10 protein-coding genes are annotated in these 13,655 nt (G+C 46.4%); 9 read left to right on the top strand and 1 reads right to left on the bottom strand.

The genetic code is table 11. The features are described from left to right. Window position 1: 1 nt before the first annotated feature. The 7 genes from AC506A_RS09130 to AC506A_RS09100 all read left to right on the top strand — a co-directional run bounded on the left by AC506A_RS09130 (window position 2) and on the right by AC506A_RS09100 (window position 7,829). Window positions 2-709: a YjjG family noncanonical pyrimidine nucleotidase gene (locus AC506A_RS09130; RefSeq protein WP_495460620.1), complete on the top strand. Its 708-nt coding sequence runs from the start codon at window positions 2-4 to the stop codon at window positions 707-709. Between the two features lie 20 nt (window positions 710-729). Next, complete coding sequence (gene hisA / locus AC506A_RS09125) at window positions 730-1,491, top strand: phosphoribosylformimino-5-aminoimidazole carboxamide ribotide isomerase (RefSeq protein WP_495460619.1); 762 nt, start codon at window positions 730-732, stop codon at window positions 1,489-1,491. A 37-nt stretch (window positions 1,492-1,528) separates the two neighbouring features. Further along, a complete protein-coding gene (locus AC506A_RS09120; RefSeq protein WP_495460618.1) occupies window positions 1,529-1,930 on the top strand; it encodes a DUF2500 domain-containing protein in 402 nt (133 codons plus the stop codon). Window positions 1,931-2,189: 259 nt separating this feature from the next. Then, on the top strand, window positions 2,190-2,624 hold the full coding sequence (locus tag AC506A_RS09115) for a hypothetical protein (protein WP_495460617.1): 435 nt from the start codon (window positions 2,190-2,192) through the stop codon (window positions 2,622-2,624). A gap of 33 nt (window positions 2,625-2,657) precedes the next feature. Beyond that, window positions 2,658-3,086: a chemotaxis protein CheW gene (locus AC506A_RS09110; RefSeq protein ID WP_495460616.1), complete on the top strand. Its 429-nt coding sequence runs from the start codon at window positions 2,658-2,660 to the stop codon at window positions 3,084-3,086. Continuing rightward, entirely contained in the window at window positions 3,083-5,665 is a 2,583-nt protein-coding gene (locus tag AC506A_RS09105; protein WP_495460615.1) for a chemotaxis protein CheW, read from the top strand. The genes AC506A_RS09110 and AC506A_RS09105 overlap by 4 nt, the downstream gene beginning before the upstream one ends. Beyond that, window positions 5,658-7,829 carry an EAL domain-containing protein gene (locus AC506A_RS09100; RefSeq protein ID WP_495460614.1) on the top strand — a complete coding sequence of 724 codons (2,172 nt, stop codon included), beginning with the start codon at window positions 5,658-5,660 and terminating at the stop codon, window positions 7,827-7,829. Before AC506A_RS09105 ends, AC506A_RS09100 begins: the two co-directional genes overlap by 8 nt. An 86-nt stretch (window positions 7,830-7,915) precedes the next feature. Here the strand turns inward: AC506A_RS09100 and AC506A_RS09095 are convergent, their stop codons facing one another. After that, window positions 7,916-8,608 carry a response regulator transcription factor gene (locus AC506A_RS09095; protein WP_495460613.1) on the bottom strand — a complete coding sequence of 231 codons (693 nt, stop codon included), beginning with the start codon at window positions 8,606-8,608 and terminating at the stop codon, window positions 7,916-7,918. A 134-nt stretch (window positions 8,609-8,742) separates the two neighbouring features. On the opposite strand from AC506A_RS09095, the gene AC506A_RS09090 reads away from it, so the two are divergent. Together AC506A_RS09090 and AC506A_RS09085 are read left to right on the top strand one after the other, a co-directional pair. Next, window positions 8,743-11,931: a response regulator gene (locus AC506A_RS09090; protein WP_495460612.1), complete on the top strand. Its 3,189-nt coding sequence runs from the start codon at window positions 8,743-8,745 to the stop codon at window positions 11,929-11,931. Between the two features lie 26 nt (window positions 11,932-11,957). Next, the gene (locus tag AC506A_RS09085; protein ID WP_495460611.1) at window positions 11,958-13,649 is read left to right on the top strand and encodes a methyl-accepting chemotaxis protein; all 1,692 of its coding nucleotides are present in this window, start codon (window positions 11,958-11,960) and stop codon (window positions 13,647-13,649) included. The last annotated feature ends 6 nt before the right edge of the window (window positions 13,650-13,655 follow it).

The raw sequence follows: 13,655 nt of genomic DNA, 5'->3' as shown, positions 1-13,655 counted from the left end.
TATGTATAAAGCGATATTGTTCGATTTGGACCAAACCCTGCTGGACTATAACACTAGCGAGTTTGAGTCGATGCAAAGCACGATTACGCATCATCGCCTCCCTGAACTCGAAGGATTTGAATGGGAAAGATTCCGTGCCTTGTATGCTTCGATTAATTGGACGTATTGGATCGAGCGGATGGAGAGAAAGCTTCATATCTCGCAAGTACTGACCTATTCCTTTCGCGATACGCTCATGCAGCTGGGCCATGACGATACACTTTCGGTAGATCTGGCTCAGACGTATTGGGAGTTCTTCTGTTCCAACTGCCATCTTATGGATGGTACGGTAGAGCTGCTCGCCGCGCTGCATGGCCGTTATCCGCTTGGCGTCATTTCTAACGGTGTTGGTGAGGCACAGCGAAGACGTCTAGTGGCGGGCGGTCTTTCGCATTATTTTGACCATCTGTTCATTTCGGATGAAGTAGACTGCCGAAAGCCGGAGCGGCAAATATTCGATCTGGCCATACAAGCGCTTGGCGTGAATCGGCAGCAGGTATTGTTCGTCGGTGATTCCATAACCGATGATTACATTGGTGCACAGAATGCAGGCATTGATTTCTGTTACTTCAATCCCGGAAGAGGATCCGTTGATAAGACGGTCCGACCGACTTTCATCATTCATTCCTTATCGGAGTTGAATGCCTTATTGCCAGTACCGAACGAGTAGTAGAGAGGAAGAGGACATCCGTGAAATTCAGACCTTGTATTGATTTGCATCATGGAAAAGTAAAACAGATTGTTGGAGAAACGCTGGGAGCGAGCAATAAGCAGGTTGTCGAGAACTTTGTATCCGAGCATGATTCGGACTATTATGCAGCGATGTTTAGGAGAGATCAGCTGACCGGTGGGCATGTTATTATGCTGGGCGGCGGCAACGAAGAAGCGGCTTTATCCGCATTGCGCGCTTATCCGGGTGGACTGCAGATTGGCGGCGGAATTCACGCTGAGAATGCAGCGCAATACTTAGAAGCAGGAGCTACTCACGTCATCGTAACCTCGTATATATTCCGAGACGGCAAACTCGATATGAATCATTTGCAGCGGATCGTCTCTGAAGTGGGCAAAGAACGGCTCGTGATCGACTTAAGCTGTAAGAAGCGGGACGATGAATGGTTTGTAGTAACCAATCAGTGGAAAACGTTCAGCGAGTTCCGCGTCAATGAAGCGCATCTTCGCGAGCTGGCTCAGTATTGCGATGAGTATTTGGTTCATGCGGTAGATGTCGAAGGAAAACGAACTGGTATTTTGGCAGATCTGGCGCAGCAGCTTGCTAGCTGGGTGACGATTCCAACGACATATGCCGGAGGTGCCAGATCGTTTGAGGATTTGGAGCTGTTCCGTTCGCTTACATCGGGTAAGCTTGATATTACAATCGGCAGTGCGCTCGATATTTTTGGCGGCAGCTTGTCCTACGATGAAGTCGTAATCTTCTGCGGCAATCACTCATAATAGAGGTATATTCTTACAATAAGGGTGAGGTGATCGAATGGGTTCCATGGATCCTTTCACTGCTGGCGACCGCATGTTCAGCATCATGAGCATTATTTTTCCGGTGATGTTTCTACTTGTGTTTGGTTTGATCATCTATGGCATCATTGCTTCGATTCGTCAATCGCAGCGTAATAACAAGCAGCCGATTTTGACAGTTCAGGCGAACATCGTCAATAAGCGGACGAATGTGAGAAGCAGTACAATGCATCATCACGACAATGATGGCATTCATAACCATTCGGCCAGCACGAGTACAGACTACTATATCACATTCCAAGTTGAGAGCGGCGATCGCATGGAATTTGAAGTGAGCGGTCAAGAATCCGGCTTGCTGGCCGAAGGGGACTACGGAAAGCTGACTTTTCAAGGTACCCGGTACCTTGGCTTTCAACGGTAGACTTATTATGTTGTAACAACTTTCTATTAACGAAGCCCGAACCTCGCATATGAGGCTCGGGCTTTTTGGTATGGACTTAAGGAATTCATATTCGCGTCTGATCATACTAACACTTTCCAAATAAAATCATCGCAATATCACACAATTCAAACGACGATTAAGAACTTACCAAATATTTAGGTTTTATAATCAATGTAGTGGTAAATCGAAGGAGGTACGCAATCTTGACACAAAAGAGCATGCGTATAGGTGAACAGCTATGAAACTGCTAGATTTCTATAAAGACCTGTTTGATGAAGCTACGAGTCGATTCGAGCCTGTTTGGCAAGTCGATGAAGACTATACACATGGGTTCAGATGGACCAAAGAAAATTACCCGATTCATGAGCAGTTTCGCATAACGGATATGGGGGATGAGCCGCCGATTGTTATGTTCTCGGTTGCACTGCCTGATATGTACGCCGAAACGAATGTGTTTGATGAAGTGTACCGCTATCCGACACACAATGAAATGTCGATCGTCATCATGAATCAGAAGATATGGGTAAACGCTGCGTTATGTACAAGTAAGATGGAACATTCCATATTGGGTTTTGTGCATCGTGCCAGAAGCGAGATTATGAACATATTTGATTGTGCCATATTAACCGTTGACGTTGCTCACATGAGAGAGCCTGAGAGATACATTCCATAAACATCCCATTTTAACCAGTAGGAGGTCCAGACGGTGTCGAATTATATCGTAGTAGGGTTGAATGAAGAGAAGTTTGCACTTCCGATCACAGCTATTCAAGAAATCATTAAGGATATGCCAGTTACTGAGATTCCGGCTGCGAGGGCGCATGTCAGAGGTGTCATTAACCTGCGAGGAACGATTGTACCCGTTATAGGGCTGCGTTCCAAATTCCGTATGATGGAGAGTGCTCCTTCAGCTGCTTCGAGAATCGTTATCGTGCAAACACCGGATGGAGAACCGGTTGGACTTTATGTTGACCGTGTAGAGCAAGTAGCTTTCTTCGCGGAAATATTGCCTACTCCGGACGGTATCGGCGGGGCGAACGCCGGCTATTTGTCAGGGATCGGGAAAATCAATGATCAATTGGTCAGCATCCTTCACTTGCCGGCCATTCTGAATACTGGAGGTGGACTTGCATGAGTGAATCTTTCGCAATGACCTATCTAGGCGTATTCCTAGATGAATTGGAAGAACAGCTGCAGGTGCTGGATGAGTCGATTCTTGAGCTTGAGAATGGCGGCAATTCGCCTGAGACGATACAAACGATCTTCCGTGCAGCTCATACGTTGAAAGGTTCGTCCGCCGCGATGGGCTTCCACTCCATGAAAGAAGTAACGCATAAGGTTGAAAGTGTATTCGAATTGCTTCGCCAGAATCGCCTTCTAGTCAGCAAGTCGCTAATCAACGTCTTGTTCAAATGCATCGATTATTTGAAAGCCAAGAAAGAAACGCTGCGCAAGGGCGATTTCAACGATGAACCCATCGAAACGCTGGTCGAGCTGCTCGATGGCATTATGAACGACCAACCTGAAACCGTTCATGCCGCTTCCGGGGACAATTCGGGTAATCAAGCGGTCGAAGCAAAGACGCTGCTCTTTCAAGGATGGAGCGAGTCGGAAATCGCACTTCGTAACGAGAAGCTGAATGAAGGCATTCCTTCCTACGAGGTTAGTATTACTTTGGCTGAACATGTAGACATGCCAACCGTGAAAGCAATGGTCATCTTGCGAAACCTAGGGGAACTGGGCGAAGTGATCGGGACCACCCCGCCGATTGGCATGTGGGAGCAAGAAGAGCTGCTGCGAACGGAACCGATCTATTTCTTGCTCGCGACGTTATCCTCTGAATCGGACATTATTCGTAAAGTAGAAGAAGCATCGCAAATCTCTGAATTTAGCGTGAAATCGCTCATGGTTGAAGGTGCACAAGCCGCAAGCCCGACGAAGATCGTAAATCAGCCAATCCTTAGTGTCGAGCAATCTGCTTCACCTAGCGTACCGTTCACTGGTGATCAGTCTGCTGCTGGAGCTGTACAATCGGATACCAAAGTGCAAATTCAGCATACGGTTCGTGTGGATGTCAACCGGTTGGAGCATCTGCTTAACTTGGTTGGCGAGTTGATTATCGATAACACTCGGATCAGGGAAGTGCGCAGACGGTTTGAGGAACGCTTCAAGCAGGAGCCTGAAACGGTGCTGTTAGGCGAGATTACGGATCATCTGGGCCGAGTTATCGCTGAGCTGCAAGAGGGTACGATGAAGACGAGAATGATGCCGATTGAACATTTGTTTAACCGGTTCCCTCGGTTGGTGCGTGACGTAGCCGATCAATCGGGCAAGGAAGTATCGTTTGTTCTGGAAGGAAAAGAAACAGAACTGGATCGTACGTTAATTGAAGAAATCGGCGATCCGCTCATTCACATTATCCGGAATGCAATTGACCATGGCTTGGAAACGCCTGAGGCTCGCGAGAAGCTTGGCAAGAACCGCAAAGGAAACCTCCTGCTGCGAGCCAGTCATCAAGAGAATGCCATCGTTATCACACTCGCAGATGATGGGCGGGGAATTGACCTGAATCGGATCAAGCAGAAAGCGATTCAGAAAGGATTTATTTCCGATGATGAAGCAGCACGGATGTCGGATAAAGAAATCATTAGTTTGATTTTCCGCTCGGGCATGTCGACTGCGGAGCAAGTGACAGAACTCTCAGGACGAGGCGTCGGCATGGATATCGTACGTTCTCATATTGAGAAGCTGAACGGAATTATCAATATTGAGACAACACCAGGTGAAGGTACCGTATTTACAATCAAGCTTCCGCTTACATTAGCGATTTCCCGTTCATTGCTTGTTCAGATGGGCAAGCATACACTGGCAATTCCGCTTACCAATGTCGTGGAAACCTTCCGTTTAACACCAAATGATGTGCAGATCGTAAATGGTGAGGAAGTCTGTGTCGTTCGTGGTGAAATATTGCCGCTCGTACGCATGCATCGTCGCTTAGGCACATCTGAGAATGAGAGCAATGCCAAAGGTTATGCGGTTATGATCGGTCTTGCTGAGAAGAGAGTTTGTCTGTATGTAGATAAGCTGGTCGCAAATCAAGAAATCGTCATGAAATCGCTAGGTTCTTATTTGGGACAAGTCGCCTATGTTTCGGGGGCAACTATTCTCGGCGATGGCAGAATCGCTTTAATTCTCGACGTAAATGCAGTCATTCGTGATTCCGGCGCCACGATCAGAAAGGTTGATAACAGCGAGCAGCAAGCATCCAGCCGCAAGGTTAAACTGGTCACCTTTGATTTGGATAAAGAGCACTACGCACTCGATATTAATCGTGCGAAAGAGATCATCAAGGTTCCATCGATACTTAGAATGGCTAATGCTCCTTCCGAGGTGCTCGGCCTGATGAATTTGCGCGGAGAACTGCTTCCGGTTATCGACATCAAAACTTGCCTAGGCATGTATTCGACTGAACCCGATCAGCATTCTCGTATCATCATATTGAACGAGGATGGTCGAGACGTCGGGATACTGGTTGATCGCGTAAAAGAAGTGATGCATGTTCGTCAAAATCAGATAGAATCGGCACCTAAAGATTTCGCGATGATATCGGAACAATATATTGGCGGTATTTGTAAAACCGAAGACCAACTGGTTATCATCTTGAAACTCGATAGAATGCTGCGATCGAGGGGTTGGGATCTAATCCATGCATAAATTATTAGGCCTAATGGAACGACCAGAGAAATACGGCGTATTGGTCGTTGATGATTCTGCCGTGATGCGGCGAATGATAGTTACGCTAATCGAGAAAGACCCGAAACTATGGGTCATGGGAACAGCAGCAAATGGACAAGAGGCGCTCGACCAATTGGTCGAGCTTCAGCCTGATCTTGTAACGATGGATATTGAAATGCCTGTGCTGGATGGGCTCACCACATTGAGCCAATTAATGATCCATTATCCGATCCCTGTAATCATGCTTAGCAGTTACACAGATGAAGGGTCTTCACCTGCGATTGCGGCACTATCGAAAGGTGCCGCAGATTTTTTTCATAAAGATACGCTGTTTCAATTTCCACACAATGAGCAGGTAGAAGAAGAATTTCTGCTTCGTTGCCATGCGGCGATTGAATCGAAACCTTTCTGGAAGAAGCTTGAGCAGGATGAATTAACGAATCGGGAATTCAAGCTGCTGCTGGAGTTTATGACAGGCTGTCTTGTGGGTGAGAATACGATTCATGAAGAATTGAACCGTACGATGAGACTGTTGAATGGTATTTATGCCTCGGTGATCAAGGTTGATGGAGAATTTACGTTCATGGACTTCAAGGGCGAGCTGTTATACCGCTTTGGAAAATCCAGTCAAAGCTTTATCGGACAACCGATTGATCGTGTGTTCCAGCCTGAGAATGCTGCGAAACTGAATGAGCAGTTTCAGCGGGCATGGGAGGGAGATCGGTGCATTAGCTTTGAGATGGAATGGAAGAAAGCTTGTTTCCTGCTCGTGTTGCGGCCCTTGCGCGTAAATGGGGTTGTGAAGGAGCTTATCGGCGTTTGCTTCGAAGTGACAGATCAGAAGCGAATGGAGGAGAAGGTTCACTTTCTGCTTAATCATGATCAGTTAACAGGGCTTCCCAACCGGAATCAGCTTCATGATGAAATGGACCGCGTCAATACGATGTATGATCGCTTCGCCGTGATGTACTTTAATTTTGATCATTTTAAATTGATTAATGATTCGATCGGTCATCAGAAGAGCGATTCTTTACTTCAACTGTTTTCAAGACGGCTGAAGCGGATTACAGATGATAAAACGATGATCATTCGGGCGGGTACCGACGAATTTATTTGCGTTATAGGCGATGCCTCCGCGGAAATAACGTACCAGAAAGCTCAGAATTTATTGGATACGATTGGTACGCCGGTCATGCTCGACGGTCAAGAAATTCATATGACGGCAAGCATTGGGATCAGTCAATACCCAGGCGATCATAGAGATAAAGAGATGCTAATTCGTTATGCGCATATGGCGATGAATATTGCAAAGAGCGATGGCGGCAACCGTCTTCAATTCTATGAGCCGCGTTTCCATGAACAAATCCATCGTAAAATGGATATTGAGAACCGGCTTCGCAAAGCAATTGAACGTAAGGAGTTTCTGTTACACTATCAACCGATCCTTAATGGAAGAGAACGCGTTATTACGGGGCTTGAATGTCTAATCCGCTGGCAAAGTCCGGAGCTTGGCCGCGTATCGCCTGCCGAATTCATCCCGATTGCAGAAGAAACCGGATTGATTCATTCCATCGGGGAATGGGTGCTGCTGGAAGCCTGTCGGCAAAACAAGCGTTGGCAAGAAGAAGGTTTGCCGAGAATTCCGATAGCAGTCAATCTATCGACACAGCAGTTTAATGACGGCAAAATTATCGAACGAATTGAAAATATATTAAATGAGACCGGTCTGGAAGCGGAGTATTTAGTGATCGAGATCACAGAGAGCATGACGATGAATAAGCATCATGCTTTAACGCTCTTGCGAAACTTGAAGAAACTAGGTGTTTCTATCGCGATCGACGATTTCGGAACAGGCTACAGCTCACTTAGCTATCTTAGTGAATTGCCGATTGATAAACTAAAAGTGGATCAATCCTTCGTTAAGGGAATGGACCTGCATAACGTGAATGCCTCCATCGTAAATACGATTATTACAATGGCGGAGAACTTGAAGCTGCAGGTTATAGCTGAAGGGGTCGAAAGGGAAGAGGAGTGTAAGCTGCTGCTCCAATATGGCTGCATGACCATGCAAGGCTACTTGTTTGGGCATCCGATGGAAGCAGGAGCAGTAACAGAGCTGCTCGCTTCGAAACAACTTGTATAGCAATGAAATCTGAATAAGGTTCAATAAAGAAGAATCCAGTAACGGGTACGTTGCTGGATTCTTTGTTTTCAGGACGGCAACAGCCGTTACATCACTAGTTTATAGCCAACGCCCCAGACGGTCTTAATGATTTCAGGCTGCTTCGGATTCTCTTCGATCTTCTTACGCAGATTCGTCACATGGAAATCAATGGAGCGTTCATTAATGAAGGAATCGTATCCTCGCAAGCTATTCACGAGGGCCTCTCTGCTGAAGACTTTCCCCGGAGAGTGGAACATGAGTCGCATAATTTCAAATTCGGAGAAGGTGGTCTCAATCATATCGCCATGGATGAGAATATGCCGGCTGTCCATATCCAGGTTGATTCGTTTGGAGGCATCGCTGTACATACGTTCATTGTCCGCTTCAACCGGCTTAGGCGAGGATCGGCGAAGTACCGTTTCAATGCGGGCTTTCAACTCCTGCAAGCTGAATGGTTTGCATAAGAAGTCATCGGCCCCTTCGGTCAACGAATGTATCTTCATGGAAACTTTCGTCTCGCTGGAAATAACGATGATGGGGACTGTCGTAAATTGTCTAAACAGAACACAGGGATTGGCATCCTGGGTGTCTGGCAATATCAGATCAAGCACAATTAGATCCGGCGGCTCAGCTTGTAGGGAGGCAATTCCACTTGCGGCAGTTGGCATCCGCGTCACGTTATAGCCTTCTTCTCTTAAATAAAGAGTAAGCATATCGCCGAAAATGATGTCGTCTTCAACAATCAACAAATTCGTCAAACAATAACATCCCCTTGCAAATAAACATAGTCTTGTATTTTTCGGACAGGTTAAGTATCGTTGTATGTATCATTATATATTGTCGAATCGTGTCAGTCTATCTCCTTTCGCGTCGAAAAAGAGGAGGGAATTTCATGTATCAGGATTTACTGTTTAATTTTACCTTGTTAGGACTATGTGTTTTCCTCATTACGAGGGTATATGCAAAATTAAAGTCAGGCTCTCGTATGCGACTGGTCATTGTCATGGGAATCTCTAACGGTTTGGCTGGCATTCTATTAGGTCAGTTTGGCTACGACATCGGAAATGGGATAACAGTCGATCTGAGGACGGTTGCCATCTTCATATCAGCTGAACTTGGAGGTCCCTTTGCAGCTATCCTCACTTATGTCTCATTAACCCTTTATCGAGCAACTGAAGTTGCAGCCTCTCCCTTCTACTACATGGCAAGTATTGGATTCGTTATTCTACTATGCAGCATTGCACTGCTCCGATATGTTGCTCGTTACTGGACACGATGGTGTCTACTAATTCTATCTCCCTCATTATGTATTCTCATTTATGATTTGCTGTTCGATCCCTTGTCGACAGAATTGAACCTGCTTCTTTGGCCTACTTATGTCCTGATTGGAGGTTTGCTTGTTGCGGCATACCTGCAGTATCTGCTGCGTACGGATGCGTGGAAAGCGGAGCTTCAATCTGTCAAAACTGATTTATCCGAAATGCTGACCAATCAGCCCGGCTTCTCCTTTAAATTGATTCGTCAAAACAATAGCTTTATATTCTCCGTCATGGGGGGGCAGCTGCTGCCGCACATCGCTTTAAAGCCTGCTGATTTCTTGGGCAAATCGATTGAGGAAGTAACTGCACTCTCCAAAGAAACAAATCGGTTCCTTGCAGAGCGTTACGTAGATGCCTGGAATGGAAACATGCAAAGCTATGAATTGAGCATTGAAGACGGTATTTTCATGACTAGGCTGTGCCCCGTCTATACCAGTGGCGCTGTTACAAGTGTAATCGGTTCGGTAACTGATATTACTGAGCTGAAATCAGCGCAAGGTCAGATCAAGGAGAGTGAGGAGCGCTACAAGGTTATTGTAGAAAGCTCGCAGGATTGCATCATAAGTTTAACACCCAGAGGAGAAATAATTTCCATTAATGCGAAAGGGTTAAGCGTGTTTGATTGCCATGAATTGCCGCATCTTAGCAATCTGCATGAAGTGCTAGACATCGAGGATTGGGTAAGGTGGGATGACAAGTTTGCAAGTGCGCTTTCCACCTTACAGGTAGAAGTATTTGAGGCGAAAATAAAAGTGAAGGCAGGCCAATCGGTCGATTATTATGTTACGCTCTCACCGATTCTAGGGTCTGATCTTGCAATTATCGGCCTAACTGCAACACTGCATGACCTGTCTGCGCTAAAGCGAAGACAAGAAGCCGATCAAGCCAACAAGGCTAAGAGCCAAATTATGGCCAAGGTGAGCCATGAAATCCGTACACCGCTCAATGGGATCATCGGCCTGTCACGGTTGCTGCTTAATACGGAATTGTCTTTTGTTCAGAAGGATTACACGGACAAAATCATTACTTCATCACATTTGCTGCTCGGATTGATAAACGATATTTTGGACCTTTCCAAGCTCGAAGCTAACAAGATGATGCTGGAGCAAATTTCGTTTAATTTGGATGATATGCTCTGCGAGATAACGAATACGCTTAGTGTGTTAATGGATAAAAAGCAAATTGAAATTATTTTGGACACACCTGCAGAGCTCCCGGATCTTGTGCTTGGCGATCCACTCCGGATGAAACAGACGCTTCTGAATTTGTGCAGCAATGCCATCAAATTTACCGAGCTCGGGTATGTTCGCATTCAAGTGGAGCTTGTGAACCAGACAGACAGTTCGTTATCGCTGCATTTCCTTGTCGAAGATACCGGAATCGGTCTGTCGGAGGAGCAGATCAGCATGCTGTTCGAACCGTTCTGGCAAGGCAATTATTTGAATCAGCACAGCGGAACAGGACTTGGCCTGTCGATTGCGTATCAGCTTGTCGGGCTGATGGGCGGTGAGCTGCAGGTGGAGAGCATGTGGGGAGTCGGGAGTAAGTTTTCGTTCACACTGGAGTTTCCGATTGTGCAGAAATGTAATCCGGACAATTGGGATTTGACGCTTACCGGCGGACCGCTTCATGTGCTTGTTGTAGAGGATCATGAAGTCGCCCAAGAAAGCTTGAGTCAGATGCTGAAGTCCTTCTCTTGTCTAGTGAGTACAGCGAACAATTGGAACAGCATGTTCAAGAAGTTGAATGAGAAAAACGAGGTGCTCGGACCGGTTTCATGTATCGTTCTGGATATGGAAATTGACGATATGTACGGACATTTCTCGTGGGAAGAGCTCATTCGCATCGCCAGAAAGCGGAACATACATATTATTACGTTATCGACAGCCTATGCCAGAGAAGAACTGCTGTCCATGATGAAGGACGATTATCCCGATGACATGCTCATTAAGCCGATAAGCCGCAAGGAGCTGTTCCGTACCTTTAACTCGCTCCTATACCCGTCGCTGAAGCATCGATCCGATCAAAGTGAGTCGTTCATCGTAAAGAGCAAGTCGATCCATCTACTGCTTGTCGAAGACAATTTCATTAATCAACAGGTCGCGCGTGAAACACTAATTATGCATGGTTTTCAAGTAACGGTGGCGAGTTCCGGTCAAGAAGCGCTCGAGCTGCTAGAGATGACCAAGGTCGATCTGGTTCTGATGGATATTTTCATGCCGGAAATGGATGGTGTGGAGACGACAATGCAAATTCGCTGTAATGAGGCACATCAACAGCTTCCAATCGTTGCACTAACGGCTAATGTGCTCAAAGAAGACCATGATACGTACCTTGCTGCCGGTATGAATGAAGTCATTCTCAAGCCGCTTGACAGTAATCAACTGCTGACAGTGATCCAGAAATGGCTGCCGATGAAGGCTGCTCCTGCAGGGATTCCTCTTGATAAATTACGGGAACGGTTAGATGGTAACACAGCCATCATGGACCATGTGCTGAAGTTGTTTAAGAAAGAATACGAGCATTTTTCAGGACATGTCCTAGTTGATTTGGAAGAAGGAAACGTTACGAAAGTAAAAAGGGATGTGCATACGTTAATTGGCGTAGCCCGGAATTTATTGGCGGACGAGCTTGCGCAAGCTGCAGCGCTATTTGAGGAGGTGTTGATCGAGGACGCAGCAAACTGCAAAACCCAACTGTTGGAGGTTCAACGCATATTACGCCAAACCATTGATTCCATTCCTGAAGAAGTACAACACTAAACAGTCAACAATAGGGGGTATTTGGAATGAATATTCGCACGAAATTGCTAGGGGCTTTTGCACTTGTTATTGTTCTAATGGTCGCACTGGGGTTACTTGCTTATACGCATATGACTCACACGAAAGCGGCTTATACCGAGATGCTGCAGGATGGGGATGTTCGGTATCAGCTAAAATCATTGCAAAATACGATTACCGGTATGTCCAATGATGAGCGTGCTTATTTATTGTCCAAGGACAAGCAGTTTGAAAGCCAAATCGCGGATAAGGACAAAGTGATTGAAGATTTGCTTGCTGCGATTTTGGCCAATCCGACTTTGGATGATGAAAATAAACAAGCGATCGAGCAAATCAAGGTGACGTATGAGAAATTCTATACCTCTAGTAAGCAAACATTGGAGCTAATGAATGCGGGCAAAAGTAAGGAAGCGTTGGCGCTTCATTTCGGTGATGAGCGGACGACGCGCAAAGAGGTCGAGAAGCTCAATGAAGCGCTACTTGCGAGTGTCGATGTAGAGATGGCTGGCGATGTCGTTGACCGTGATCAAGAAGCGAAAACACAAAATCTATGGATGTTGAGTCTATTCGCAGCAGCGCTGCTCGCCGCAATTATACTTGGGTTGCTTCTCACTCGCTCCATTACAAGACCACTTAAAGTGATCAATAAACAGCTCCGTGAAATTGCCGATGGTCGAGGCGATTTAAGCCGTGATCTTGAGATTCGTACACAGGGAGAGCTGGCGGAGCTGGCGACATCCTTCAACCTTATGATTGCAAATTTAAGAACGATTCTTTCCAGGGCGATGGGTACGGCAAAGCAAGTATCGTTCTCGTCCGTTCAGCTTAGTGAGAGTGCGGAACAGACAACAAGGGCAACGGAGAATATTGTAGAGGCTACGCAGTTTATTGCCATTCGTGCGGAGCAAGAGCAGGAGCAGCTGGCATCTGCTATCGACGCAATCTCACAAATGTCCGAAGGGATAAGCCAGGTGTCGGAAGCCAATGAGGAAGTGGCCAAGCTTGCATCCGCAGCTTCCGAATCTTCCACGCAGGGGACTTATTCGATTAAAGAAGTGCTTCATGAGATGGAAGAGATCCATGAGCATGTACAGGATGCTTCCGGTGTTATTCTATCTCTCGAGAAGCAGTCCCAAGAGATTGGCGGAATAACCAGCATGATCTCTGAGGTAGCTAACCGAACGAACCTGCTCGCGCTTAATGCATCGATTGAAGCTTCGCGTGCCGGGGAACATGGAAGAGGATTTGCGGTTGTCGCGCTTGAAATCCGGAAACTGGCAGAGCAATCAAAGGTTTCGGCACAGCAAATTACTGAGCTCATTCAAGAGATATTAAGCCGCGTGAATCAAGCTGTTGTGAGTATGAACAATGTATCGAAGAAGGCGAGCAGTGGTCTTGTGAAAACAACACAGGTTGACCGATTGTTCCAATCGATCGAGACTAGCATTGAAGCCGTTTCTACGCGTGTACAGAACACGTCCCAGACGACGGGTGAGCTTGCGGAATCGAGCCGCATCATTGTTCGGATGGCAGAGACGATCGCTTCAGCGAGCAATGAAGTAGCTGCATCTTGTCAGAACAATTCGGCAGCAACAGAGGAGCAGCTGGCTACGATGGAGGAGATTTCATCTGCTTCGATCGAGCTGACGAAGCTGGCAGATGATCTGCATGCCGTTCTTAACGGATTCAAGCTCAGCTAATGCAAA

It is taken from the genome of Paenibacillus sp. N22P23, from assembly GCF_059383735.1.
This window is presented reverse-complemented; position numbering and strand designations above follow the sequence as displayed.

Coding starts and splice junctions, on each gene's coding strand:
- AC506A_RS09115 (WP_495460617.1), top strand. CDS start 2,190: ATGAAACTGCTAGATTTCTATAAAGACCTGTTTGATGAAGCTACGAGT.
- AC506A_RS09100 (WP_495460614.1), top strand. CDS start 5,658: ATGCATAAATTATTAGGCCTAATGGAACGACCAGAGAAATACGGCGTA.
- AC506A_RS09120 (WP_495460618.1), top strand. CDS start 1,529: ATGGGTTCCATGGATCCTTTCACTGCTGGCGACCGCATGTTCAGCATC.
- AC506A_RS09105 (WP_495460615.1), top strand. CDS start 3,083: ATGAGTGAATCTTTCGCAATGACCTATCTAGGCGTATTCCTAGATGAA.
- AC506A_RS09090 (WP_495460612.1), top strand. CDS start 8,743: ATGTATCAGGATTTACTGTTTAATTTTACCTTGTTAGGACTATGTGTT.
- AC506A_RS09085 (WP_495460611.1), top strand. CDS start 11,958: ATGAATATTCGCACGAAATTGCTAGGGGCTTTTGCACTTGTTATTGTT.
- AC506A_RS09130 (WP_495460620.1), top strand. CDS start 2: ATGTATAAAGCGATATTGTTCGATTTGGACCAAACCCTGCTGGACTAT.